This is a genomic window from Paenibacillus sp. HB172176, assembly GCF_011947265.1.
Taxonomy (GTDB): Bacteria; Bacillota; Bacilli; order Paenibacillales; family Paenibacillaceae; genus Pristimantibacillus.
This window is the reverse complement of sequence record NZ_JAATHD010000003.1, coordinates 237,637-263,874: the sequence shown is the minus strand read 5'-3', so window position 1 is coordinate 263,874 and position 26,238 is coordinate 237,637. Positions and strand designations below refer to the sequence as shown.

Genomic DNA, 26,238 nt, shown 5'->3' with positions numbered 1-26,238 from the left:
GAGATAAGCCTTGAGCAAGAAAGCAACGCTATACTTCTCCCAAAGGAGTGCTCGACTATGAACCGAAACGCCCAATTGCAAGCTCTGTCCCAGTTTCTCAAAGCGCAGCGCGCCAAAATAACGCCGGAATCCGTGAACCTTCCTTCGGGCCCCCGCCGCAGAACGCCCGGACTTCGCAGAGAGGAGGTCGCTCAGCTTGCCGGGGTCAGCCCGACCTGGTATACGTGGCTGGAGCAAGGACGGGACATCTCGGTATCCGCCTCCGTTCTCGATGCGGTCGCCGCAGCTTTGCGCCTAACTGTGGACGAACGTAAATATATGTACGCCTTGGCGACGGAGACAGGTTCCGGCACAGGCTCTGCCGGCGTGTTGCCTGACGAAGAAATGCTCGAAATCAGCCAGCCTCTTCGCAAAATCCTGCAGGAGCTTCGCTTCAGCCCGGCCATCGTCTCCGATCGCAAATGCCGCATTATCGGCTGGAATGAAGCCGCGGCGCATGTTTTTCTGGATTTCGAGCAAATTCCGCCAGAAGAGCGGAGCATGATTGAATTGCTTTTTACGAGAAAGGAACTAAGAAAGCTGGCGCTGAATTGGGAGGATTTCGTCAGCGGGTATTTGGCGATCTTCCGCTCTTATTACGGGCAATATGTCGGGGATGACTGGTATGATCGTTTCATCGAGGAAATGAAGAGCGAGCATGAGGACTTCAAATCGTTATGGGAAGCGAGTGCGGTGAGCTCGGCGCCGGAGGTTCTTCTTGAATTTCGTCACGCCAAGGCGGGCAAGATGCAATTCCATCTCACCTCGTTCCAGGTGCAAGGCAATTCCGATATACGTTGCAGCATCTATACGCCCGCACCAGAGTCGGCTACGGAATCGAAGCTGCGGCGGCTGATGGAGCGTTGAATGGCTTCTTGCATTTTCAAAACCGTTTCGTCCACAGAATAGCCATACTTCCCATTTAACCGCTCTTCTTCAACACTCACGAGGTACTCACGAAGCTTTAACATACTTTCACGCTTTGCGAATGCGTCGATATCCATAACGACAAGATCGCCTTCTCCGTTTTTTGTAAGATATACCGGTTCACCAGACTCTTTGCAGATTTTTGTTTATCAAATAGGAGCCTCAGCACCTGATCAACCAGCATGTACACAACCGAAGCCCCAATTCCGAAGAAGAGAATCACGAAACCGTAATCATGATTATGAATGCACCCAAAACCGCCGACAACAGCTTCCTCAGAATATAAATAATTGACATATCAGCATCCCCCTACTCCCTTGCCTCTTCCCGAAGAGGCTTGATATCCGGCGGAATTCTCCTTGCATCGACCTCGATGAACCTCGTCTGGAAAGCTCCTTTGTAGCGGAACACGGGTCCGATGATCGGATTCACAACCTCGATCTTGATTCTGTAACACGCCTCGGCCTCGTCATACCATTCGCAAACCTCCGCCGCTCCAGTAAGCATGCTTGGAAAAGTAAACCCAAGCCAGCGCTCATAAACTCGCTGTTCGCCTGAACGGATGCGAATGCCGCCATTCGGCGCAGGGGAAATCATGAGATCAACCGCCAGATGCTGCTTGTTGCCGAGGTAATCGACGATCTTCCTTCTCTCGTCGCTATAGATCATTGTGGCGTCAAAGGAACGAATGTGGCTGCCAAAATCGAATTTGCGATTCCAACTGACCGTCTCGCGGCCGTATGAATCCAGGTAGGCATAGTTTTCAATGGTAAAAGGGATATCGCGTCCTCCCTGCGGGAACATGATATGTCTCGTCGTTCCCAGCTTAAGCGGAAGAAACGCCAGCTTCGAGAACCAGACCGATTCCATCACGCCTTCTCCGATAGATGCCCGATTGTCCCTGCTGCTAAAGCCGAAGCGCTGTTGAATGCGAGGATGCAGCGTTCGAAACTGCTCTCCTAATGCTTGTTCGTAAATTGAGGCCATAGTCTGTTCCACCTCCCCTTCCACGCAGTCCCGTAGGATTGCTCATTCTTGTTGCTTCGGAAACAATTGCTTGCCTGCGGCAAATGCCGCGTCGTCATGCCGGCGAATAGTCCGAGCCCAAGCATCGCCGCACTGAGCATGACCGGATTGAACGGCTGCGCCAGAAGCATGGGATTGCCCCAAATCGCAAGGAATGGCAACAGTGTTAGCGTGATTCCCTGAATCCTGTACAGCCATGTTCTTCTGTGGAGCATGATGGTTGCCATTCCAATTCCTATCTCGACGAAACCGAGTACTTGTTGGAGAAGAAACGCGTGATCCGCAAAAAGGCTCGCTTCTCCCGATTGACGGCCATTCTCAAATCCGCCAGACAGCCAGCTTGTTAACCAGCCCGAGTCTTGCATCAGAGCCAGTTCTCCAGTCCCCGGAAACAGCAGCTTCGGCACCAGCCCTTGATAAATCCAGAGCAGAGCCAACAAGGCTGCGCAGCCATAATGAATGAGCGCCCTCTGCTTGATCATTGCCGGCCGAATGCCCTCCTCCAGCCAGATTCGCAGAAGATCGAAGCTCCATGCCGTTGCATAGCCGAATAGCGGCCGAAACAGACAGCGGTCGAACCATCGCCCCATTGCGCCGAATCGCGTTTGGTAATCATATTGTGTTTTGAAAATAACCCCTTCGTCCGTCGCCGTATACTTCCAGTAGCCGCTGCCTTGAAGAATGAGGGAAATCCTCTGATCGGATTGAAAGCTTAACCCCGTCGCTCTATTGCTTGATTCAAGCCTGGAAATCGCGCTCTCTTGCGGCGAATGCGGCTGGACGGCGCCGGGGATATCGCTCTGGAGAGCGACCTTGCTCGAACACTCGACGTCCTGCTGAGAAAGTGCTCTGCTCACACCAGTACCGGCAATCTTGAGGCCGAAGCCGATGCGCGTCTCGTAAAGGAAATGCTGCAAATGGCTCGAGCCTTCATCCCCATCTTTGGGCAAATAATCAATCTTTGTGAACCGAAGATCCCACTGTTCATGCAGCTCCGGGCTTTGCGTATGCTTCCAGATCGTATCCATATCCGTTCGTATGAATCGTTCGACATAGATGGGTTTTGCGGCTTTCCGTATGGCCAATTTCATGAGCTTCGCCTCCTTGCTTCCATCATAAGGGGGATCGCAGAATTTGCTCAGACCTAACTTTGATAGAGCCGCACAGCAAAAAGGTACTACAAATTGTAGTACCTTGGGCTTGCGTATCATCATCGAACCGTCCATCCTAGCTCCGAGCATTCACCCGCCGGGCAGCCTTCTTCGCCCGCTTCATGCTGATCATCCGCCAGCCGGTCAATACAGCGGACACGAGACAGATCCCCGACGAGGTCATGAATACGACATGCATGCCGGAGAGGAAGATATCCGGACGGCCCGGAATCAGGTCCGTAACTCGATAACCAGCCTCCCTGCTCATCACGCCGAACAGGATTGTCGTCGCGACCGTAATGCCGACGACCATGCCCACATTCCGAACGAGCGAGTTGGCGCTGCCGGCGGAGCCTAGTTGGGCGCGCGGCGCATTCGACATAATCAGCGAATTGTTCGGCGGCTGGAACAATGCCGTGCCGATGCCGAGCATCGCTATCCACACGCCGACCAGCGCGATCGCGCTGCCCTCATGCAATCTGGCCAGTCCGAATTGCGCGACCACCATGACAAGCAGACCCGCGAAGGTAAGCGCCTCCGAGCCGATCTTGTCCGACAGCGCCCCGCTGATCGGCGCGACCACTACCATCGCGATCGGGAACAGCATGAGCAGGAAGCCCGCCGAGGAAGGCGAGAGATTCAACATATTTTGCGCATAGAAGGGGGCTATGATGTTGAAGCAGAAGTTGGAGACAAACACGAGAAAGGCGCAAAAAATGCTTAGCGAGAACAAGGCATTCTTGAACAAGGACAGCTGCAGAACGGGATGCCTCAGCCGCAGCTCCACCAGGATAAACGCCGTGAAGGATATCACCGACAAGCTCAACATCGCCAGGATGCCGCTGTTTCCGTAGCCATATTGCTGTCCAAGCAACAAGCCGCCAAGCAGCGCTATGATGAACACAGCGAATAGCGAGCTGCCGGGAACGTCGATTACCGCTTTGGTCCTTATGAGATCCTTGGGCAGCACCTTCCATCCGAGAACAATGGCGATAAGCCCTACCGGAACATTCACCAGGAAAATATAAGGCCAGCCAAGCCCGGCTACAATAATGCCGCCGAGACTGGGGCCCGCGATGCTGCCAAGCGACACGAACGTGCCAATGATGCCAATCGCTCTCCCCCTCTCCGTCGATGGGAAAATGTCGGTAACAATGCCTTGGCTGTTCGCCATCGTCATCGCTGCGCCAATGGCTTGTACAATTCGCGACGCGATTAACAGCGGCAAGCTCGCGCTTAAACCGCAGAGAAGCGAGCCAACAATGAACACGGCCATCCCTATTTTGTACACCCGAATCTTGCCCGCCATGTCGCCGAGCTTGCCGAAGAACAGGATTACGGCGCAGATCGCCATGAGATAGCCCGTCGTCACCCATTCCACCTTTGCCACCGGCAAACCGAGCTGCTTCACGATTTCCGGCAAAGCAATATTAACAATGCTTGCATCAAGCGTGGCCATAAACGTGAACAGATTCAGCACAATAAGAATGATCCACCGTTTCTTCTGCACCGCCGCATTCTCTTGATAAGTGGGAGCTTCTGCGCTCATACGTCAACACCTCTGTTGTCAAATTACCGGAAGCTGCTACAGCCCGCCTCGTCTAATCTTCTCGATCGCTTCCTTGCTCGATTTCACACCAAGCTTCTTCAATATTTTGTTGACTTGATTCTTCAGCGTGCTCTCCGCCTTGAACAGTCGCTTCATGATCTGCGATTGTGTCTCTCCCCGCTCGATCAGCTCGAAGATTTCGCGCTCCGCTTTCGTCAGGGACTGCAGCTGTTCTTCTCGCTTCAGCCGGGCAAGCTCCTTCAGCAGCGCATCCATCGGCGTCGATCGATGATACGCCGTGCGAATCGCATGCGGAAGCTCCTTGAAATTCGATTTCTCCACATAATTAACCGCTCCGGCCGTGAAGGACTGCGTCATAACGCTCTCGTCGCCAAGCGAGCTCAGCATGATGATCTTCGCCGGTCGAATGCCATGCATCTCAATGGCAGTATGTATCCCGTCAAGCTTGCTGCCCTCAAGCTGAATATCCATCAGCACGAGATCGAATTCGAGCGTTCGCGCCAACTGCAGCGCCGAATGGGATTCCAACGCGGAGCCGACAACGAGAATATCCTCTTCCTTGTTCAGGAACGCCGTCATCGCCTTGATCCAATCGGGATCATCCTCAACCATCAGCACTTTAATCAGCTCGCCCATCGCTCGCTTCCCCCTTCACATGCAACACTTTATTCCTGGCAAAATACAGCTCCACCGCCGTTCCCTCCCCTTCGCAGCTTCTGATCTTCAGCTCTCCGCCGCTCTTGCGCATCACTTTATACACATAGGAGAGTCCCAGGCCGAAGTTGCTCGACTTGCCCTTCGTGCTGAAGAACGGCTGAAGCACTTGCTCGAGCTGAGCAGCCCCAATTCCAATCCCCGTGTCGCGCACAAGAAGACGCACCGAGCTCCGAAATCGCTCGATCGCAATCGTCAATTCTCCGCCGCCCGGCATGGCTTCCCTTGCATTGCTGATCAGATTGCCGATTGCTTCCTTCAGATGAACCGGATCGCTTCTCAGAATGGGAAAGCAGGAATAGCTCGTCTTCGTCTTGATTCCAAGCTTATTCATAGCGCTAGTCTGCTCCTGAACAAGCTCCTCCACTAATCGAGCAAGCTGAACGGGCTGCTCCCGCAGCAGGATATCCTTCATCTGGCTTTGAATGCGATTCACCATCTCCTGCATGTGACGGGAGGCGTTCTCAATAATCTGAAGCTGGCCCAGCAAATCGTCGTTGCCGGGTCTTGCGGCTAATTCATGCCTCATATTGTCGCTGGAGATGGCAATCTTGCCGATCTCGTTCTTGAGCGTATGATTCAGCAGCGCCGCGCCCGAGCTGACAAGCTTCATTGTATTCTCCAGCGGATCGTTCTCGATTCGCAGCTTCACGCCAAGCACGCCGTACAGGAACGAACAGATTGCGGCGACAGTAAGCGAATAGAGCATGAACAGCGATATGTATGGAAAATAGTCAAAATTCGAATTTACGACCTTGCCGACATTAATAAGCAGAAGCACCGCGAGCAGCGTCGGCACCATAATCATGGTCGTTATAAACCGGCTCCGTCGCCGGTGGAGATCCTGCTCCCTCCACAGCGCGTGCACGAGCAGGTAACAAGCAAGCAGATAATACGGCACCGTCCAGATAAGCAACAGCGCGTAGTGCAGTCTCGGCTCCGCTTCGGCCGCATAGATGACAAGCATGGCCGCCGGCGGAAGGAGCAGCAGCAGCTTCGCATAAATGCGCTGCCTCGGCTTCCGCAAACGCACCGCGTAGACAAAACTGAAGATCATGACGCCATATGGCGTAAGCGTATGATTAAGAAGCTGAACAACTAACGCCGCTTCCCGCGAATAGACGCTGCCAAGCCAATCGGACAAGCCTCCAATCGACGCGCTGGCAAGGAAGAACGCTCCCCAACGGTTGCGCTCGCTATGCGGATTCGTGAAGAATAGCGTTGCCGCAGCGAAGATAAGCGCGAAGAAATAATACAGCATCCTAGTCCCCCTCGTATGAGGTGAGGAACACCTCTCTTACAATCGCTTTCGCTTTGCGCAGTTCGCTTGCGTTCAGTTGCTGGAGCATCGCAATCACTTCATTCAGCTCTTCATCTCTGCGTTTCGACGAAGACGCTATGTCACGCCGCATACTTGGCCCCGCAGCCTCTTCCAAGTTGGTCGAATCGGAAATCGGCTCAGCTTCCGAGCCGGGCTCCTGACCAAACCAGGAAGCTTTCATCGTATCCTCGAACCCCTTGAGGAAAATCAACAGCTCTTCCTCCGAATATTGCTCCAGGAAGCGAATAATCCCCTTATTCATCTGTTTGTGAAGCTCTCGATGCAACTCGAACAATTCGCGCCCAAGCGCTGTCAGGCGAAACAGCACCTCCTTCTTGTTATGCGGCAAATGCTCCGTCTGAATCAGCTTTTGCCGAACGAGCTTTTTCGTTATTTTCGATACGCTGCCCTTCGGTATCCCGAACGCCTTGGAGATCGATGCTCCATTAGTCGGCTCGAGCTTGCCTATCGCATCGATGACATGCAGCATCGTTATCGTGCTTTCCTTCAGAATTTCCTCAAGCACGGGATTCGAATTATGCCGATGCAGCCACTGCTTTTCTTCATCATCCTCATTGCCAAAATGCTGCTGAAGCCTGCCTCCGGCTTCTATGAGCTTATGGATTAGTTGCTGTTTCCCTTCGCAAGAATCGCTCATCGACAATCTCCTCTGCAATCGTTCTTGTTCCAGTGTAACAAGAACGCTGCCGAAAATAAAGTTTCTTGGAAACTATATTTTGAGGGCTCGGCTTCCGAGAATACCCCACATCGCAGAAGCTATTCCGCGGCTTTGTTGGCGGCCGTTACAAGAGGTTTGAAGAGCAGCGGTCATACAATCGATCTCATCGATTTGCACGAGGACTGCTTTAATCCGGTAACAACAGCCGAGGATTTGGTCGCCTGGCGGCAACGGAAGACGATCGACCCGCTCGTTGCCGACTATCAACAGCGGCTAATCGCAGCCGACCGCATTATCTTCCTCTTCCCGATCTGGTGGGAGGCGATGCCAGCAATGACGAAGGGATTTCTGGATAAGGTATTCGTGAAGGAGACGATCTACACGGAGGGAAAAGGCGGGAAGCCGTTCATCAGCCTGCTTCCGAACCTGAAGGCTGTGAACTTGCTGACGGTCATGAGCACGCCGAATTTTTTCTATCGTTACTTCTTCGGCAACCCCATTACGAAGATTTTGTTCCGAGGGACGTTCCGCAAGATGGGCGTCCACAAGCTGCGCTGGCATAACTTCACCGGTATGGAGAGGCGCAGCTTGGAGGAGCGCCAGAGATTTCTGGTCAAAGCGGAGCGGAGATTCGCCAAGCTTTCGTGATTCTGTTGCTTAACGAAACGGACTGAAGAACGACTTCGGCGACTGCGCTTCGAAGCGCAGAATCTTGCCGATGGTTGGATGAGTGAAAGCAAGAATACGAGCATGAAGGCCGAGTCTTGGAATAACGCGCGACTTCGAGCCATACTTCTTGTCGCCGACGATTGGATGGCCGATATCCTGCATATGAACGCGAATCTGGTTCTTCCTGCCCGTCTCAAGCCGCACCTCCAGCAAGCTGAACTGCTTGTTCGATTGCAGCTTCTTGTAATGCGTAATCGCATGAAGCCCGTCATTCGGACGGGAGCTCGAATACATTTTCAGCGTGCTGCTCTCCTGAAGCCAGGATTCGATCTTGCCCTCCTGCCGCTTCACTTCGCCCTCGACCAAAGCGATATAGCTGCGTTCCAGCACCGTCTCTTGCCAAGCATTCTGCAGTTGCTGCTGAATCTGCTCGCTCTTCGCGAACATCATGACGCCCGAGGTGTCCCGGTCGAGACGGTGCACGACGAAGATTCGCGCCCTGGGATCGCTTGTCCGAACATGCGCCATGAGCTGGCGATAGGCCGTAACATCATTCTCTTTCTCGGACGCGATGGACAACAAGCCTGCATCTTTATTGATAATGATAATATCGTCATCCTCATGCAGAATAGACAAGCCGATAAAAGGAGCCTTCTGCTCGGCTCCTTCACGCCTAATCGTAACGGTAAAGCCGGGTTCCAATTGGAAATTGTAAGCTTTCTCCATCCGATCGTTCACCAGGACCTGACCGCGCGTAAGCAGCGACTTCACCGAATTGCGGCTTAGCTTCGTCTGCGTTTGGAGCAGAAAGGCAAGAAGCTCTGCCGACTCTTTCACCTGAAAGACGCGGCTCGCTGGCTGACTGCTCCGCTTATTCTCACTAGTAGAAGTCCTCCTCTTTGAAGGGGCACTCCCTTTTGACGGGTCTCTCTCGCTTGATGAGGTCCATTCCCCTAACAGGGCTCTCTTGTTTGACGAGGCTCTCCCCTTTGACGAAGATATCCCGTTTGTATCGCTTCCCCCCTCTGCCCTTGCTTTCGATCTTAATTGCGGCTTGGCATGCGCGCCAGTCCGCGAATTCTTTTTTGATTGATCCTTTGATTTCGAGCTTCTGTTCAATGTGTGGCCTCCCGCTTCCATTCCTGTTGAGAATCGCGTTTTTCTGCTTGCTCTGCGTTCTCCGGTAGCTCCACTATATCACAGTGACGGCTGGATCGTGTACAGGGAGAAGGGCCAACAATGAAACGAGCTGAAAAACCTGGTGGATTGTTTCAATGCTTGCCTCCCGCTTTGTTCAGGGCAAAAAGATAATTGTATTTGGAAGCATGCTTCAGCTCATCCGTAATAATTTCGAACAACATATCGCGATAGGGACCGTGGGGCAGACATTGCCTGATTTTACGATACTTCTCGACCGCCTTGAGCTCTCCGAACAACGCCTTCTTGATACCGTCAACATAATTGTCCGGCTTCACGAACGTCTCTTCATCTGTCGTCTGAACCTCTTGTCCCGTAAAATCCCGATAGATCGAGCGGAACATTTGATTATGATGCCGCTCGTCGTCTCGGATGGAAGCAATGATATCCTTCTCGTCCTGCGTGGGAGCGACGGAGATAAGATAATCGTAGAACAATTCATCTTCCCGCTCGCTGCCTACGGATTCTCTAATTAACTTCAGGGCATCCTCCAGACAGGAAGGAACAGACGGACTCATGCTGTTGCGCGGAACCGGGATACAAGCGGGGTAAGGATATCCGTAATAATACAAAGCAGGCACTCCTTTTCATTACATGTTTGTTACTCACTATACTCGCCTAGATTGCAATTGGTGCATTCGTCGATAAAGCATGCTTTCTTTCGAAATTTATATTTGAACAATCATTCCAGAAATGATATACTGCATGCAAGGAGGCTTGAAATTATGGCTCGAACTAAGGAATTTGAACCTTCCGCCGCCCTTGAGAAAGCGTTAAAGCTATTCTGGCGCAACGGCTATGAACGAACGTCCATTAACGATCTCGTGCAAGAAATGGGCATTAATCGAGGAAGCATCTATGACACCTTCGGCGACAAACACGCCTTGTTTCTACAAGCCTTGGATCGATATTCGCAAAATTATATGTCGATGGTGATTCTTTCATTGACCACCGGCAAGTCTGTCTATCCCACACTCCAACAGCTATTCTCCAATGTGGTGGAGCTCGTTCATGAAGATGGCTGCAATTGGGGCTGTTTCATGACAAATACGGCCAGCGAGCTTGGACTGCATGATGAACAAGCCGCTTCAATCGTTACTCGCAATTTCGAGCGTTTAGAGGAAGCATTCACTGCTTGCATTGAAGCCGGAATTGCCTCCGGCGAGCTTCGCTCCAGCCTTGACGCCCAATCAACCGGAAGATATTTAACGAGCTCGTTCGCCGGATTGGCTTCGCTTGCCAAGACCAATCTGACAAAATCCTTTTTGAATGATGTAATCAGCACTACCTTGGCCGTGTTGAAAGAGTGAATACATTCATACTTGAGCGCTATATTTGCTTCCAATAGTCGACCTGTTAATCAAACAGGTCACTATTTTCACATATATTTGAACGAACGTTCCAATAAGAGGAGAAAGAAGGTTATTTCCCATGATTAACAACGAACGCAAAATCGCGGTCATTACCGCATCTTATTCCGGCATCGGCTCGGAACTGAGCAAACTGCTCATGAAGGACGGTTATCACATGGTACTGGTTAACAGGGACAAAGCGCGCACAGAGAGGCAGATTACGGAGCTTAGAAAGCTAAGCAGCAACAATCAAGACATCGTTTCAGTCACTGCCGATCTATCCGATCATGAATCGATTAAATGGGCTGCAGCGCAGATTGGCGGACTCCGTCCTCATATCGACTTGCTCATTCATAACGCCGGCATATTGCTGGATACACGTCAATCCTCGCCGCAAGGCAATGACCTGCATTTCGAAGTGAATACGACGGCTCCTTACTTATTGACCCGGTTGTTAAAGCCGCTATTAGCCGCTGCAGCGAATCCAATTGTTATTGTCGTCGGATCAAGCGCTATGCGAATGGTGCGCAAGGTATCCTTAACAGAATTGCAGAAGCCGCAACGGATGAAGAAGTTCGCGCTGTATGCGCAAAGCAAGCTGGCAACGACGTCAGCCTTCCTGGCGTTGTCCAAGGAATTCACGAATGACGGCATCAAGCTGCGCATCGTCGACCCTGGTCCGAATAAAACCCCAATGGCGAACAATACCGCGTTGCCAGGCTTGTTCAAGCTGTTTCGCATATTTTTCTCATCGCCGGATGTTGGCGCCAAACGGATTTATGAAGCCGCGCATGCACCTAGTCTGAAAGAGAAGACCGGCATTTATATCGAGAAAGGCAAGGCAGTTCGTCCTCCTCAAATCGTGCTTGATCAGAAATTCCAGAATGAGCTCTTATTGTTGTTGAAACGAATAACCGGCGCATAGCACTTTCAAATCGAACAATAGCAGGCTGTCTTCGCAAGCGTTAACACTTGCGAAGACAGCCTTGAAATTCACAGGTTGCCCTACTCCCGCTTCCAGGAATCCTTCAGCGGCACAATACGGTTGAAGACAAGTCGATCTGTCTCGCTCAGCTTGGAATCTTGACAGAAATACCCATGGCGAAGGAATTGGAGCTTCTCCTCTGGACGTATCCGCAATACGGCAGGCTCGATAGCGATATTATCCAGTATTAGGAGAGATTCCGGGTTAATCGCCTTCTCCCAATCCGCGTCTCCGTCTTCCGGCAGCCGTTCCTCCAGCAGCAAGCGGTCATACAACCTCGCTTCCGCTTTCACCGCATGCTTCACGGACACCCAATGAATCGTTCCCTTCACCTTGCGTCCCGTGAATCCGCTCCCGCTCTTCGTCTCGGGATCATAAGTGCAGCGAAGCTCCGTTACTTCGCCGGTTGCCTCATCCTTCACCACCTCGTTGCAGCGGATAAAATAAGCGCCCTTAAGCCTGACCTCGCCGCCCGGCGTTAAGCGATGAAAGCCCTTCTCCGGATGCTCCATGAAGTCCTCACGTTCAATGTAGATCGTTCGCGAGAAGGGAACCTCGCGCGTCCCCAACGATGCATTTGCGCTGTTGTTCTCGATGCCGAGCAGCTCGGTTTCCGACTCCGGATAGTTTGTGATGACAACCTTGAGCGGCCGCAGCACGGCCATCAGGCTTTTGGCATTCGCCTTTAGCTCTTGCCTCAGCAGCTGTTCCAAGAGCGAGATGTGCACCGTGCTTTGCGCTCTTATATTGCCAATCTCGTCGACAAAGCTGCGTATGCTCTCCGGCGTAAAGCCTCTTCTCCGCATGCCCCGCAGCGTCGGCATGCGAGGATCATCCCAGCCGTCCACATAGCCGCCTTCAACCATCTGTCTTAGAAATCGCTTGCTCGTTACCACTCCCGTCAAGCTCAGCCTTCCGAATTCCCTTTGCCTCGGCGGCTCCGAAATTTTCAGCTCTCCTAGCACCCACTCGTATAATGGACGATGATCCTTGAATTCGATGGAACACAAGGAATACGTTACACCTTCAATTGCATCTTGAATGGGGTGAGCGAAATCATACATCGGATAGATGCACCAGTCGCTTCCCGTCCGGTAATGAGGCGCATGAATGATGCGATACAGCACCGGATCGCGCATGTTCATATTCGGCGAAGCCATATCGATCTTTGCCCGCAGCACCTTCGATCCATCCGGGAGCTCCCCGTTCCTCATCGCTTTGAATAGTACCTCGTTCTCCTCAGGCGAACGCTCACGGTAAGGACTGTTCGTGCCCGGAGAAGTCAGCGTCCCCCGGGTTTTGGTCATCTCTTCGGCAGACAGCTCGCAGACATAGGCTTTGCCTTGCCGAATCAAGCTGAGCGCGCATCGATAGATCTCCTCCGAATAATCGGAGCCGTAATAGATATGCTCCTTCGGATCGTACCCGAGCCACTTCATGTCTTCGATGATCGCATTCACATATTCTGCGTCTTCCTTGAGCGGATTCGTATCATCGAACCGCAGATGAAAGCGACCGCCAAATTGCTGAGCAACCCGGTCATTCGTATGAATCGCATAGGAGCTCCCGATATGCAAATAGCCGTTCGGCTCGGGAGGGAACCTTGTGCACATTTCTCTGCTGAAGGGACTCTCCTTCAGCTCTTCCCGTATATTTTTGATCAGAAAATGCTCTGAATTCGTTCTCTTCTCGTCAACCATCGCCAACGCCTCCTTCTTGAACTCATGAATGGGCCAGCCTACTCGCGCAACAAAAAAAGATTTCACCTCCAAGACAGTAGTCTTGGGGACGAAATCTTCGCGGTGCCACCCCGGGTTCATCCATGCGTCGCCGCATGGACCTCTTCAAGTACGTCATCGCGGCTTCTGATCCGCAAGGATTATACTCTAGCTCTGTAACGGGAGCTCCCGTCAAGCCATCCCCTTCCGGTTCCGGCCTGCTGCTCAGAGGCTTGGTTCGGGGAAACGCGCCTGACTTCCTCTCAGCAATCGGAAGCTCTCTGTGCAAGCGCCACATCCCTTACTCTTCTCGTCGTCGCGTTTCATTATTGGATATAGGATAACAGAATCGCAGCCATTTGTCATTGCCGGGCAGCCTTGGTCGAGCAACCTTGATAGGTGGATAGGAGAAAATCCGGGCCGGGCATTCTAGATTTAACCAGTATCAAACAAGAAATTCCTGCAATTATCCATCTTTTTCACGAATAACGCTCGCTATCAGTAAATTCCTGCAATTATACAGGAATCCTCGTTGAAAATCACCGTTTGAGACATGCGGAGAAGATATTGATGGATATTCGCATCAATTCTTCTAATGTGTGCTCCTAACTGAGAAATTAATGGATATTCGCATCTTTTCTCAAGAGACACTCTCCCAGTTGGAGTTATTGCATAAGTAAATTCCAGGTACTATCCACAGATCGTGCAACAATTCTTTTTGAAGCAATTACTTTCCGGAATAAAAAGTGTATAATTACACTATTCAAGCGTTATCAACTGAAACGAGGTGCTCCCATGAACAAAGAACAATTCATTCAAATCATATCTGAAAAAATGAAGCTCGTCCGCGTCGAAAGAAATTACACCCAAGACCACATGGCCGAGGTTCTCGGCATTTCGAAGAAGACATTGGTGCAAATCGAGAAAGATCGAATGCTTGCCGGATGGACCACGGCCGTTGCCCTATGCGCATTGTTCCGAGACAGCGAGATTATTCAAGCCGCTATCGGCGGCGATCCGCTGGAAGTTGTGGAGACCATCGCGCATGACAGCCTCGTTCGCGCTAAGGATAAGACGATGGGCGGCAATGTGTGGTGGAGAGAGGAAGCGAAGCAAGGCGGCTTCCGGCTTCAACAAAATGTTATTTCCAAGCATTTTCGTATACTTGATGAAAAGGATTATCGCTGGTTCAGCTCGTTCGACAAAGAAGAAGCCGTGAAACAGCTAAATTTGTTAGCAGAAAAGATGCAATAACATTTGAAAATGCCTTGTCCATTCCTAGCCGTCTGGCTAGACGTTTTTGTAAGGAGGGAATGCTTTGCATAAAAATTTTCTGAGCTCCATACTCTTTCATTTCATTCTGGGAGTGGCCGGATATCAATTGCTATTCATAGATTTGAAAGCAAACGAGCTTTTTATTCTCGCTTTCCTGCTGCTGTTGTATATCATTGGGGGATTTGTTTTTATGAAACCGCAACAATCCACTAAAGAGAATTTCAACTCCGTTTCATTTCTTTCTATTCTATTACTACTTACAGCAACTCTATGCAGCTTAATCGCACCAAATCCCACGCAAAACATGATATGGATCATATACGCTTTCGCGAACGCGCCGGCAATTGCAATCTTGTTCAATGCCCATTCCGATCTCCTGTTCCTTGTCTACGCATACTCTTTCTCAGTAGTCCCCAGTTTGGGGCTATGGATTGGACTTTCTCTCAAGAACAGAAAATGCACATCGACGAATTCAAGACGCTCCAATTGAGTCTGTCGATGTGACTGGAGATTATCTTAAGCTTCCAAAAGAATAGCGTCCAGAAACTCCCATTCTCGAACCTTTGCAAATTGGAGCGCGCAAGTAAGAAACGCTTTCTATATTCAGACAGAGCCTGCGTTTAAATACAGCTGTGAGTAACAGCCCCGTTCTTTAGCATTCAAAACAACAAGAAAGCTGCCGTCCTCGAAGGAGAACGGCAGCTTAACATATATTAACTACATTCTTGTTACGGTATAGCCATCCGCTTCCAGCATCGGCACAATACCGTCCTCACCCAGCATATGCAGATATCCGGCGATAACCAGATACGTTCCCGGCTCCTCCTGATTCAGATAGCCCTCCACCTTCTCCAGCATGAGCTTGTTCCGCTCCGCAATCAATTTCTGATAATATTCCTCTTGCTCTTGAACCTTCTGGATGAGCTCCGCTACGCCTTCGTCATCCCCGGACTTCCAAAGCTCGGTGAGCATGTCGACGTCTTCGTCTTCTCCTACTCCTACTCCCTCCGCTCCATCCTCGCCGTCCAAGGTGCTCTGCAACAGAAACTGCTGAAGCTCGTCCGAGAAGCTGTCGAACATCTGGAATTGGGATAGCAGAGATTCAAGCTCTAGAATGGATTTATGATCTTCCGCAGCCTGCTGCATGAAATGCATATCGATGCCTAGACCCGCTTCATATCCGCTTTGCTGCATCTTCAGCGTGGACAATTCATTGCTTACTTCCCATGCCTTGTACGCATCGAACGTATCCTTCGGATATCCGATCTGCTCGAGTACCGCTTGCACCTTCTCATACAATTCAGGCGAAATATGATCCTGCAGCTTTGTTCCATCAGAATATTTCATTATGGATTTAATTTGGGCCAACTCATCCTCCGCCGGTTGCTTCGTCAGATCGATTTCAAAAACCAAATGATCGGCATCCTCATACGCTTGCTCGATTTCCGAGCGCAGAGGATACATCGTTTCATCCGCCACATGAATGGAGCCTAGCAAATAGACCTCTTTCCCGTCCTTCTCTACCTTCCAGAAGAAGCCTTTGCTCTCCGCTGAAAGAAGCGTTACCGCCCAATTCTCAGGATCCCATGCAATTTCCAGGCCTGCAGCCGACCCCAGGAAACGAAGCGGCGCATATGCGGTATCATCAATAATTTTCGTCGCGACAGCCAGCTCTTGCTGCTCTTCATCGATCTCCGCAATTTTCCCGTCGATGGAGAGATGAATGTTATGGCCGTCTCTATCCGCATCGATTGAACGATCTTCGTTATTCCAGGTAATCTCGTAACCGAGCGTTTCCAGCAGCGTCCTGACCGGAACGAGCGCCGTATCCTTCTCTATTTTGGGCTGATGATCGCCAAACTCTATCAGTTGATCATTCAGTTGTACCGACAGCGGATGGGTTTCCTCCTGCGCGTATACCGCTGTACCGAATGTCAAGCTTGTCAAAATCGCAAGAAATAAGAGCAAAACCTTCTTCATCTTTGTTACCAATCCCCTCGTTCTAGTAATATACACATTCTTTTATGCTAGCTTGGAATTAAACATTTTTCCATATCCAATATTGGATATAGCGAATTAATTGATCGAACTCAGTACAAAAATTCCCTCATATATTGCCCCTTATCGGAAACCTTCGTTTTGGCGTAGACCTTCTTAATGACGTTGCGAACGGTGCCTTCCGTTATCCCGAGCTGCATGCCAATTTGCAAGGCGCCTTGATTGATAAGCCAGAAATACCCCACTTCTTTCTCCCTCGGCGTAAGGTTGAACGGCTCAAACTGCTTGTAAATCTCCTTTTTTCTATTTTCCGGACAGCTTCTCTTTAAATCTCGTTCTATCCCTTGCAAAACAAGTCCGAAATAGCCTGCTGCAAGCATTGGATCGTTCTCATCCGATAGCGACATATCCAGGTAAGCTATAATTTTGCCATTATGATAGACGGGACTGCAGAAGCAGCTCCAACTAGAGAACATCTCCAAATCATGCTCTCTCCCGCTTACGTAAACCCACTCTTTAGTCATTCTTGCTACCGTAATCGCATTGATTCCCGTTTGCTCCAGGGAGAATATCGTTCCCCCGCGCACGTTATGCATTTCATTCATCTGCTCTACCAATTTATCCCGGCCAAAGATTGACAGAACGACTCCGTCGCAGGTTGTCAGCATGAACAAAACAGAACTGAACATCCCCCTCCAAGCGCGTTCGCAATGTCTGCCCGCAATGATGATTGTGGTTTGAAAGTCATCTTCAAGATTCTCAAATTCTTTCTCGCTCAGACCATTCATTAATTTGGTTTGATCCGCCTTGAAACCGGCTTGCATTGAAGCGCGTCTCCAAACATTAACCCTTTCAGGATGAATAGAGTCCAGTTCAATCCAAGGATTGTGAATCGTCGCCTGTTGTGTATCGAATACCAATGGAACGCTCCCCCTTACGAATTCCAACTACTCGTTTTATATGTATTGCACATCTTCGAATTAGTCCAAAAGTCCCGCAAAAACAAGTATAATCCAGATGGAATTTCATTCCAACGAAAACATGATTCGTATTTCCCGCAAAAATTTTGCGTTATAGTTTGATTGGGCATCAGTTATTCATAATAAAGCTGAATCTCACAACTACCACACTACCATACAAGTATGGTAGTATAAGAAAAGATGAGCAAAAAGGTCTTACGAATACGATTACACGAGGAGGAGTACGATGAATTATCCCTATGAAACAGGAGTTCAGTCCGCGAAGGATAGAGTCTACTCGCAGCTCAAGGACCAAATTCTCGACCTGACGCTCCCGCCGGGAACCGCGTTATCGGAGAAGGAGATGGCGGTCGCCTTCCAGGTCAGCCGCACGCCTGTGCGCGAAAGCTTCGTAAGGCTTGCGCAGGAAGGTCTGCTTCAAGTTCTGCCACAGCGCGGCACGCTCGTCTCCCTCATCGATACCGAGCATGCGCTGGAAGCCCGATTCATGCGCGAGCAATTGGAGAGGGCCGTCATTCGTCTGGCGACCGAGGGCTTCCCTGAGGAAAGCTCGGCCGAACTGGAACGCAATCTTGCAGCCCAATTGACCGCACTCGAGGCTCGGGACGAGCACCTGATGTTTGAGCTTGACGAAGCGTTTCACCGCATCATCTTCGCAGGCTGCAGCAAGCTGAACACATGGGCGCTGCTTCAGCAGGCGAATACGCATCTCGTTCGAACACGGCATCTTTCATTGGCTCCCGATCGGGATTGGAAGCATCTGTACAGCCAGCACCGCGCCATTGCCGATGCGATTCGCGATTCCAACCCGGATCTCGCGGAGCGGACGATCCGCGATCATCTGCAGCTCGCGGTAACGGATTTGAACGAGCTCAAGCAGAAGCATCCCCTATATTTCAAATAAGGAAGGTATCTCATTATGCGAATGGTATTCCGCTGGTACGGCGAGGGCAACGATACGATAACCCCGCAGCAGGTCAAGCAAATTCCCGGCGTCGAAGGATTGGTCTGGTCGCTTCATGACCTGCCTGCCGGAGAAGAGTGGCCGGAGGACAGGATTCGGGACGCTGTCCGTCACATACAAGAGACAGGCTTTCACGCCGATGTTGTGGAAAGCGTCAATATTCACGAGGACATCAAGCTGGGATTGCCATCCCGGCAGCTCTACATCGACAATTACAAACGGACGATCGAGAAGCTTGGTCAAGTCGGCGTCAAAGTGATTTGCTACAACTTCATGCCGGTCTTCGACTGGATTCGGACGGATCTTCACAAGGAGCTGGAGGACGGATCAACGGCGCTTTTCTTCGAGAAATCCCGGATTCACGGCGTGGATCCGTTCGATCTGGTGCAACTGATTAACGGGGACAACACCATGACGATGCCGGGCTGGGAGCCGGAACGGATGGAGAGGCTGACGGAGCTGTTCGAAGCTTACCGGAATGTGACGGAAGAGGATTTGTGGAGCAACCTGGACTATTTCCTAAGCGAGATCATCCCCGTTGCGGAGAAGAGCGGCATTCGCATGGCCATCCATCCGGATGATCCGCCATGGTCTGTATTCGAGCTTCCGCGCATCATGACCGGACAGGATAATCTGCGCAGGCTGCTCCAGCTGCACAACAGTCCCTCGAACGGCATTACACTATGCAGCGGCTCGCTAGGCTCTAACCCTGCCAACGACATCGTCTCGATGGCGAGGGAGTTCGCCGGACGAATCCCGTTCGCCCATATTCGCAATGTTCGCGTCTATGAGAACGGCGATTTCATCGAGACCTCCCATCGGACGCAGGATGGCAGCGTGGACATTGCCGGGCTTGTGCAGGCGCTGTATGATACGGGCTTCGACGGCTACTGCCGTCCCGATCACGGCCGCCATCTCTGGGACGAGCAGTGCCGGCCGGGCTATGGCCTGTACGATCGAGCGCTTGGCATCATGTATCTGTGGGGCCTCTGGGATTCCTTGTCACATCAACGATCTGAAGGAGAAATGAAAGCATGAATGTGAACTTGAATAGAAGCAACGATCCAAACAGCAACCATCCGAACCTGCTCGATCAGCAAAATTCACTGCCAAAGCATGCCGCGCTCGCCGGGAAGGTTGCCGTCATTACCGGCGGCTCCGGCGTGTTATGCAGCGCGATGGCGCAGGAGCTGGGCCGCCAGGGCGTCCGAGTCGCGATATTGGGACGAACGCTAAGCAAATGCGAGACGGTCGCCGAACAAATCAAAGCAGAAGGCGGCATCGCCATCGCCGTCGCCTGTGACGTGACGGATTCGGACAGCGTTCGCGCCGCCGAGCAAGCTGTTCGTGAAGCCTTGGGCCCCTGCGACATCCTGATTAACGGCGCGGGCGGCAATCATAAGAGCGCCAATACGACGAATGAAACGTTCAAACTGGAAGATTTGGACGCCCAGGACATCACAACGTTTTTCGATCTAAGCGTTCCTGGCTTCCGCCAGGTGCTCGATCTTAATTTTGTAGGCACGCTGATTCCTACGCAAATCTTCGCCCGCGGTATGATTGAGCGGTCGGGCTCCGTCGTGCTCAACATCTCCTCCATGAGCGCGCCGAGCCCCATGACGAAGGTGCCCGCCTACAGCGCGGCCAAAGCCGCCATTGACAACTTCACGCAATGGCTCGCCGTTCATCTCGCGGAATCGGGCATTCGCGTGAACGCCATCGCGCCAGGCTTCTTCCGTACCGAGCAGAATCGAGAGCTGCTCACGAATCCCGACGGAACGCTGACCGAGCGTTCTCAGAAGATCATCTCGCATACGCCGATGCGCCGGTTCGGCGTTCCCGAAGATCTGCTCGGCACACTGTTATGGCTCGTCGATGAGCAGACGTCGGGCTTTGTCACCGGCATCGTCGTCCCGGTAGACGGCGGCTTCATGTCCTACGCCGGCGTTTAATCTAGAAGTGATTAAGTCAACCAAACAAACAAAGGCTAATTCCATTCGATAATGAATGAGAATTAGCCTTTGTTACTTGTAGCTTCTATCTTTTTCTACTTCCTATTTCAGAGTTGTTTCATTGCCGTGGTATTTCTCCCAAGCAGATTCCCGTTCGTCGATAATGGCTTGACCGCCTGAGCTGAGATAATCCTTCATGCCTGAGTCATACACAGAGTCAAACTTATCAACAGGCGCCACAACAGCCTTGTTCAAGAGCGTATCCCGTTTCTCTTTAAGAGCTGTGCCTTGCCCTTCTTCTGCCTTGATCTCACCTACATGGGCATTTTTCCCTACTTGTCCTTCATGCGTTGTAATTTGATTGGCTACCTCAACAAGCCTAGGGTCGACATTAGCATAACTGTTGGCAATAGACTTGCCTGTCAAATCTGGATCGCCAAGGTCAATGCCATTGCTTGTAATGGTGTAGTCAATGTTTGCCGGAGAGTTCATAATCTTCTCGCCTGTTGCCGCAATTGTCGCATAGGAGCCATCAGGCATAACCTTGTGGGTAACGCCTTCTTCTCCAAATTGCAGGAATATGCGATTATCCAACTTGGAAATCCAATCCAAATAGAGCAAAGAGGCGACTGGTTCTTTGTTTGTGGCCGGGAAGAACACTTTACGGTCAACAGGGCCCGATAAAAGCTTCTTATAATTTCCAGCGTCGTTAGCAAAAGGTTCAATAGCAATATACGCTGCATCTGGACCGACAGTTTTCTGCAGGTTTGCTTGAATGCTGTCTTCACCGTTACGATACGGGTAATCCCAGTTGTGTATAAATGCGCCAACATAGCCCACTTTCATAAGATTATCCTCAGTCTGATCGCCAGCAGGGTATAGAGGGAAATCCTTCCAGACAAGACCTTCATTATACCACTTGTTGAGCGTTCTTATCCCTTCCTTGTAATTCGGAAGCAGGAGATGTCGATCATCAAAGCCGTACACATACAAATCCTTATCTGTTATATCATTCGGTACGAAGGATGTCGTCAAATGATCTGTGCGCCAACCAACGTCAAAGCTTGTTGAAAAAGGAATCATCTTGTCGGCATCTTTTCCCAGGAGTGTGGAAGCGTTGTCTCTAAAAGCGATAAGCATGTCTTCAAATTGTTCCAACGTTGTTGGCGCCTGGAGATTAAGAGTCTTGAGCCAATCCTCGCGCACAAAGGTATTAATGCGGTTCATGACGTTCAAACGAGCCTCCAATGCCCACAAGGTTCCTTCGTCGGGATCCTTATCCCAATAGATGTTGGATTCGGTTAAATATCCCCACAAGTTCGGCAATATCTCTTTGTTGTCTTCAACTAGAGGGGCCAGATCAAGGATACCGCCCATATTGGCATACGTTTGAATGGTTGAATAATCATAGGTGACACCAATATCCGGCGCATCATTCGCTGCCAAGAGGTTGTTGAGAGCCTCGCCTTCTGTCCAGCGCGGAACTGGAACAAAAGTAACTTCTACATTGTGGTCGCGAAGCATTCCTTCCTTGATATAATCGGTATAGAAGTTGTCCTCGGGCGGACTTCCACCTTCATTGCCGCGGTCATAAACCTCTACCGTGATCTTGCGGGTCTCCTTGAATTTCAAATTGGAGTCAAGACCCAGCTTTTCCAGTGCTGCATCGGCTCCGTCGTCAGAGGTGTTCGATGAAGATTCTGGAGCTGACGTTGCTGTTGAAACGGGTGGTTCTGATGCATTTTCATTGTTGCCGGTACATCCTGCGATTGTGAAAACAAGAATGGTACTAAGCACTAGAATGGACAATGCATTGCGAAATCTCATTTTTTGTTCCTCCCTTTTTGATTGCTATCTTGATTGATCTATAAAAATTGGCATGGCCAATTCCTACCATTGGTGTGAAACTGGTGAGAAACTAACCTTTTACCGCCCCGATGGTAACACCGGAGATAAAGTATCTCTGCAACCAGGGATAAACGAGCAGAATCGGCACGGTTGCAAACACAACGGTTGCTGCTTTAATTGTTTGAGACAAACCAGGGCTTGAGAAGCCTTCCTGTGTAGCCACTTCCACACTGCTAATACTATTCAGTATGTTATAGAGCAACAATTGTATGGGAAAGTACGTTCTATCGTTCATAAACATCAAGGCATCCGAGAACCCGTTCCAGCGGCCAACGGCATAGAATAGAGAGAGTGTTGCAAGCACGGGCATGGAAAGCGGCAGATAGATGTTGACAAGCACTCTGAGCGGCCCCGCTCCATCAAGCTCCGCAGATTCCTTAAGACTCTCGGGAATGCTAAAGAAGAAGCTTCGCATGATGATTAAATTAAATACGCTAATGCTGTTTGGCAGAATTAATACCAACGGATTATTAAGCAGATGCAGATCCTTCAAAAGCAAATAGGTCGGGATTGTGCCTGCGCTGAAGTACATCGTAAAGATAATGAGCGCCATGATGGTCTTTTTCCCTTTCAGGTTGTCATACGTTAGCGGGTATGCGCACATAATGGTCATAACCATGCACCAAGCTGTAGTAATCACGGTTAATATGGCTGTCCACGACAAGGACCACGTGACAGCGGAATCTTTAAGCACCGTTGTGTAAGCGCTGAAATTCAGTCCTACCGGCAGAAATAAAACTTCATTTTTCACTAAGGAATCCGCAGAGCTTAAGGATCGCGCCAATATATTCAACAGCGGCAAGAGACACACCAGAATACACAATACGCAGATTGAAACGATAATCCAGTCTCCGATTTTAGTACTTTTTGATTTAATCATTTTGCCAACCTCCTACCAAATGCCGCGTTCGCCAATTTTTTTTGCCAGAGCATTCGCAGCAAATAAAAAGATGACGCTCACAACGGATTGGAATATACCGACGGCTGTGGAGAGAGAGAATTGCAATCCACGGATACCGTAGTTGTATACGAATATGGAAATAACGTTAGAAACTTCAGTGACAAGCTTATTGCTAAGCGCATATGGTCTATCAAATTCACTGCCCAAAATATGCCCAAGGCTTAAAATCAACAAAACAACAATTGTGGAACGAAGTCCTGGAAGCGTGATATGCCAAATATTTCGCAAACGAGTTGCTCCATCCACTGCCGCAGCCTCGTAAAGCTCCGGGTTGATCCCCGCTATAGCCGCCAGATAGAGGATAGTTCCCCAACCGGCGCTTTGCCATATGCCCAGCCCAAGGTAGGTGACTACCCAATGCGAAGGGTCATTCATAAACGGAATAGATTCAAAGCCCATCTTGTTTATCAAGATGTTGATGAGCCCCGAGGAGGGTGCAAAAAGCTGAAGTGCCATGCCCGAAATGATAATCCAGGATAAAAAATGCGGCATATAGACAATCGTTTGGGTGAGCCGCTTAAATCGTTTGAAAGCGAGTTCATTTATGATCAGGGCAAGAATAATCGGCGCAGGGAAGCCTACCAGCAAGTCAAGCAAATTAAGACCGATGGTGTTTCTCAGAGCATAAAGAAAATCACGATTGGAAAAAGCCTTGATAAAATATTCGAATCCATGATTTCCCGCCCATTCCATCTCCAATGGGTCTTGTATAATGCTATATTTTTTGAATGCAATCTGAATATAGTTCATAGGGATATATCGGAAAATGATAAAGAAGGTCATCGGGAGCAGCAGCATCAAATAGAGTATCCAGTAACGCTTCATATAGCTGAATGATTTCATTTTATTTGCAGCTGCCTTATTCGCAGTCTCCATGTCTTTACCACCTTACCTATAAATTTTCCTACCCTTTTCATCCTCAATTCCTGTGTTGCGATAGAAAAATGTATTCACTTGATCGCGCCACTCACGGGCATTGATTAATTGACGCTGGAGTCGCTCTTCCACCGAGTCAAGCGTTTCCTTCGGAACTTTGTTCTCCAAGGACGCCCAAGATTTCAATAATAATTCCACTTGCTGAACACCTTCAAAGCGACTGTCATAGATATACTGAAGCAAGGCTCGTCCGTCTTTCATCCTATAGTCATACCGAACTCGATGAAAAAACAGCAAAAGCTCCTCGGGACAGCTTTCGATATCATCGTACATCCTTCTTAATGACTCGGGATACTGAAGCGTGTATCCCGTTCCTTTTGACGTTCGATCGACGCCAATCGCTTCATGATTTGCTCTATGATACGTTCCCCATTTTGAAAACTCATAGCCGCAAACATTAGGCCCGTAGTGAGTGCCTGGATTCACCATAAATCCAATGCCAAGAGGCGCTGTGTAGCTCTCGTAAATCCCTCCTGATTTAAGGATCATCTCCTCTATCGTTTGGCGTCCACGTTCATCGATTTCAAATGTGATTTGAATCCACTCGCGGATTAGTTCCTTGGCAGTAAGACCTGGATTCCACGCCATCCTCCCAAAGGCGAACAGATTGCACTGAGCAAGGGTGTTTCCCGTCCAGTTCATGTTATCGCCTGTGTTGGCGACCGCTGTCGCAGCAACGATTTCTTGGCCATACAAGCTTTTCAACGGTTTGTCTTGATCAACTTCCGTTGACAAGATGTCTTCCCACTGAACAGCCAAACCGAACAGGTCGATTTGCTGGCCTGTGTACTCTTGTGCAATTTGAAACTCAACGGCCTCGTTGGTGTTTTTAAGGCTTGAGAAAAGAGGCGATACCGGCTCTCTCGTCTGAAAATCGACAGGACCATTTTTGATTTGAAGGATGACGTTCTGATCAAAAGCACCATCAAGCGGCTGAAAGTGCTTATATGCTGCCATTGGACGGTCGGTTTGCATATCTCTCCAGTCCTGCTGGCAGTTATACACGAAGCAGCGCCAGAAGACCGCCCCTCCAAATGGAGCGACCGCTGCGGCAATTGTATTGGCGCCGTCTGCCTGCGTTCGTCCAAATGCCTCTGGGCCGCCTCTAAACTCTGAATCCGCTTTCACGACATAACCCATGAAGTCCGGAATTTTATCGTATACAACAGCGGATTGAGCCTTCCAAAATTCCTTTACTTCCGCATCCAGCGGGTCGGAGGTTTTCAGCCCCCCGATAATGAGCGGTGCATCAAAATGAACGGATACCAACAAACGAATACCGAAAGGTCTAAAGAGTGCAGCAAGCTCAGCCAGGTCAGAGAGTAACGGTTCGGCAATCAAGGCAGCACTTACATGGGTTACGTTTACATTGTTAATGCAGATACCGTTAATTCCGATAGAGGCCAGCAGTCGGGCATAATCTTTAATTCTTACTTCATCGTAATCAAATTTATTATGAAGAAAGAAGAAGGAATTACCAGCATAGCCGCGTTCAATGTGTCCATCCATGTCATCCCAATGATTCATAACACGATAGTTCACTTGAGGAGCGGAGGTTTCACAAATCTCTTCCATACTTTCCCCTGTGGCAAGACGGTTTAGAAAGCGATAAACGCCATATAGGAGTCCACTCTTACTGCCGCCCGTGATTTCGAATCCATCTTCCAGCGGGATTAGCGCAAACCCCTCATGCCTGAGGTCATCCACTTTTAATCGCAGAGTGTAATCAGCGCATTCTTCAATTCCTCCCCATAAGCGAATTAAACCCTGATGACATTCTCCATGGATAAAATCCAAATCCGAGCCTGCGCTTATTATTCGCAAGGCTTTGGGTTCTAATTTGAATTTTGGCTGCAACCAAGCATTGTATTCGGAATAGATACGTTTCTCGCGATCCATGATACATCCCTCCTCCA

General features: G+C 50.1%; 23 protein-coding genes and 1 other annotated feature. Of the genes, 8 read left to right on the top strand and 15 right to left on the bottom strand.

What is annotated here, in order from left to right:
* The first annotated feature begins 57 nt into the window (after nt 1–57).
* The gene (locus HFP08_RS06075) at nt 58–906 is read left to right on the top strand and encodes a helix-turn-helix transcriptional regulator (RefSeq protein WP_168119641.1); all 849 of its coding nucleotides are present in this window, start codon (nt 58–60) and stop codon (nt 904–906) included.
* A 369-nt stretch (nt 907–1,275) separates the two neighbouring features.
* On the opposite strand, the gene HFP08_RS06065 is transcribed toward HFP08_RS06075, so the two are convergent.
* From HFP08_RS06065 to HFP08_RS06040, 6 genes are all read right to left on the bottom strand, one after another.
* Nucleotides 1,276–1,953, bottom strand: coding sequence for a DUF4166 domain-containing protein (locus HFP08_RS06065; RefSeq protein WP_168119640.1), 678 nt, complete (start codon nt 1,951–1,953; stop codon nt 1,276–1,278).
* On the bottom strand, nt 1,926–3,083 hold the full coding sequence (locus HFP08_RS06060; protein ID WP_168119639.1) for a DoxX-like family protein: 1,158 nt from the start codon (nt 3,081–3,083) through the stop codon (nt 1,926–1,928). The genes HFP08_RS06065 and HFP08_RS06060 overlap by 28 nt, the downstream gene beginning before the upstream one ends.
* A 136-nt stretch (nt 3,084–3,219) precedes the next feature.
* A complete protein-coding gene (locus tag HFP08_RS06055; protein WP_168119638.1) occupies nt 3,220–4,692 on the bottom strand; it encodes an MFS transporter in 1,473 nt (490 codons plus the stop codon).
* A gap of 36 nt (nt 4,693–4,728) precedes the next feature.
* Nucleotides 4,729–5,349 (bottom strand): response regulator transcription factor, encoded by a 621-nt coding sequence (locus tag HFP08_RS06050; RefSeq protein ID WP_168119637.1) that lies wholly within the window; start codon nt 5,347–5,349, stop codon nt 4,729–4,731.
* Nucleotides 5,333–6,688 carry a sensor histidine kinase gene (locus HFP08_RS06045; protein ID WP_168119636.1) on the bottom strand — a complete coding sequence of 452 codons (1,356 nt, stop codon included), beginning with the start codon at nt 6,686–6,688 and terminating at the stop codon, nt 5,333–5,335. Before HFP08_RS06045 ends, HFP08_RS06050 begins: the two co-directional genes overlap by 17 nt.
* A 1-nt stretch (nt 6,689) precedes the next feature.
* Complete coding sequence (locus HFP08_RS06040) at nt 6,690–7,406, bottom strand: MarR family winged helix-turn-helix transcriptional regulator (protein ID WP_168119635.1); 717 nt, start codon at nt 7,404–7,406, stop codon at nt 6,690–6,692.
* Between the two features lie 24 nt (nt 7,407–7,430).
* Between HFP08_RS06040 and HFP08_RS06035 the strand changes: the two genes are divergently transcribed.
* Nucleotides 7,431–8,075 (top strand): NAD(P)H-dependent oxidoreductase, encoded by a 645-nt coding sequence (locus HFP08_RS06035; protein ID WP_168119927.1) that lies wholly within the window; start codon nt 7,431–7,433, stop codon nt 8,073–8,075.
* A 9-nt stretch (nt 8,076–8,084) separates the two neighbouring features.
* Here HFP08_RS06035 and HFP08_RS06030 read toward each other — a convergent pair whose 3' ends face one another.
* Together HFP08_RS06030 and HFP08_RS06025 are read right to left on the bottom strand one after the other, a co-directional pair.
* The gene (locus tag HFP08_RS06030) at nt 8,085–9,236 is read right to left on the bottom strand and encodes an RluA family pseudouridine synthase (protein WP_168119634.1); all 1,152 of its coding nucleotides are present in this window, start codon (nt 9,234–9,236) and stop codon (nt 8,085–8,087) included.
* 131 nt (nt 9,237–9,367) lie between these two features.
* Entirely contained in the window at nt 9,368–9,874 is a 507-nt protein-coding gene (locus HFP08_RS06025) for a ferritin-like domain-containing protein (protein ID WP_240941121.1), read from the bottom strand.
* Between the two features lie 144 nt (nt 9,875–10,018).
* On the opposite strand from HFP08_RS06025, the gene HFP08_RS06020 reads away from it, so the two are divergent.
* Together HFP08_RS06020 and HFP08_RS06015 are read left to right on the top strand one after the other, a co-directional pair.
* Nucleotides 10,019–10,603 (top strand): TetR/AcrR family transcriptional regulator, encoded by a 585-nt coding sequence (locus tag HFP08_RS06020; RefSeq protein ID WP_168119633.1) that lies wholly within the window; start codon nt 10,019–10,021, stop codon nt 10,601–10,603.
* Between the two features lie 121 nt (nt 10,604–10,724).
* Nucleotides 10,725–11,570 carry an SDR family NAD(P)-dependent oxidoreductase gene (locus tag HFP08_RS06015; RefSeq protein ID WP_168119632.1) on the top strand — a complete coding sequence of 282 codons (846 nt, stop codon included), beginning with the start codon at nt 10,725–10,727 and terminating at the stop codon, nt 11,568–11,570.
* Between the two features lie 80 nt (nt 11,571–11,650).
* Here the strand turns inward: HFP08_RS06015 and HFP08_RS06010 are convergent, their stop codons facing one another.
* Entirely contained in the window at nt 11,651–13,330 is a 1,680-nt protein-coding gene (locus HFP08_RS06010) for a glutamine--tRNA ligase/YqeY domain fusion protein (protein ID WP_168119631.1), read from the bottom strand.
* Between the two features lie 81 nt (nt 13,331–13,411).
* Nucleotides 13,412–13,674: a binding site (T-box leader), on the bottom strand.
* 469 nt (nt 13,675–14,143) lie between these two features.
* Here HFP08_RS06010 and HFP08_RS06005 point away from each other — a divergent pair.
* Entirely contained in the window at nt 14,144–14,602 is a 459-nt protein-coding gene (locus tag HFP08_RS06005; protein ID WP_168119630.1) for a helix-turn-helix transcriptional regulator, read from the top strand.
* Nucleotides 14,603–15,340: 738 nt separating this feature from the next.
* On the opposite strand, the gene HFP08_RS06000 is transcribed toward HFP08_RS06005, so the two are convergent.
* Nucleotides 15,341–16,603, bottom strand: a complete 1,263-nt coding sequence (locus tag HFP08_RS06000) for a TraB/GumN family protein (RefSeq protein WP_168119629.1) — start codon at nt 16,601–16,603, stop codon at nt 15,341–15,343.
* A 110-nt stretch (nt 16,604–16,713) separates the two neighbouring features.
* A complete protein-coding gene (locus tag HFP08_RS05995; RefSeq protein ID WP_168119628.1) occupies nt 16,714–17,445 on the bottom strand; it encodes a helix-turn-helix transcriptional regulator in 732 nt (243 codons plus the stop codon).
* Between the two features lie 382 nt (nt 17,446–17,827).
* Between HFP08_RS05995 and HFP08_RS05990 the strand changes: the two genes are divergently transcribed.
* The 3 genes from HFP08_RS05990 to HFP08_RS05980 are packed head-to-tail and all read left to right on the top strand — an operon-like array spanning nt 17,828 to nt 20,517.
* Entirely contained in the window at nt 17,828–18,505 is a 678-nt protein-coding gene (locus HFP08_RS05990; protein ID WP_168119627.1) for a GntR family transcriptional regulator, read from the top strand.
* 15 nt (nt 18,506–18,520) lie between these two features.
* Nucleotides 18,521–19,603, top strand: coding sequence for a mannonate dehydratase (gene uxuA, locus HFP08_RS05985; protein ID WP_168119626.1), 1,083 nt, complete (start codon nt 18,521–18,523; stop codon nt 19,601–19,603).
* The gene (locus HFP08_RS05980; RefSeq protein WP_168119625.1) at nt 19,600–20,517 is read left to right on the top strand and encodes an SDR family oxidoreductase; all 918 of its coding nucleotides are present in this window, start codon (nt 19,600–19,602) and stop codon (nt 20,515–20,517) included. The genes uxuA and HFP08_RS05980 overlap by 4 nt, the downstream gene beginning before the upstream one ends.
* Before the next feature lie 102 nt (nt 20,518–20,619).
* On the opposite strand, the gene HFP08_RS05975 is transcribed toward HFP08_RS05980, so the two are convergent.
* From HFP08_RS05975 to HFP08_RS05960, 4 genes are all read right to left on the bottom strand, one after another.
* Nucleotides 20,620–22,344 (bottom strand): type 2 periplasmic-binding domain-containing protein, encoded by a 1,725-nt coding sequence (locus HFP08_RS05975; RefSeq protein WP_168119624.1) that lies wholly within the window; start codon nt 22,342–22,344, stop codon nt 20,620–20,622.
* Nucleotides 22,345–22,435: 91 nt separating this feature from the next.
* Nucleotides 22,436–23,305 (bottom strand): carbohydrate ABC transporter permease, encoded by an 870-nt coding sequence (locus HFP08_RS05970; RefSeq protein WP_168119623.1) that lies wholly within the window; start codon nt 23,303–23,305, stop codon nt 22,436–22,438.
* A gap of 12 nt (nt 23,306–23,317) precedes the next feature.
* Complete coding sequence (locus HFP08_RS05965) at nt 23,318–24,262, bottom strand: ABC transporter permease (RefSeq protein ID WP_240941120.1); 945 nt, start codon at nt 24,260–24,262, stop codon at nt 23,318–23,320.
* 12 nt (nt 24,263–24,274) lie between these two features.
* Nucleotides 24,275–26,221 carry an alpha-glucuronidase gene (locus HFP08_RS05960; protein ID WP_168119622.1) on the bottom strand — a complete coding sequence of 649 codons (1,947 nt, stop codon included), beginning with the start codon at nt 26,219–26,221 and terminating at the stop codon, nt 24,275–24,277.
* Between the last annotated feature and the right edge of the window lie 17 nt (nt 26,222–26,238).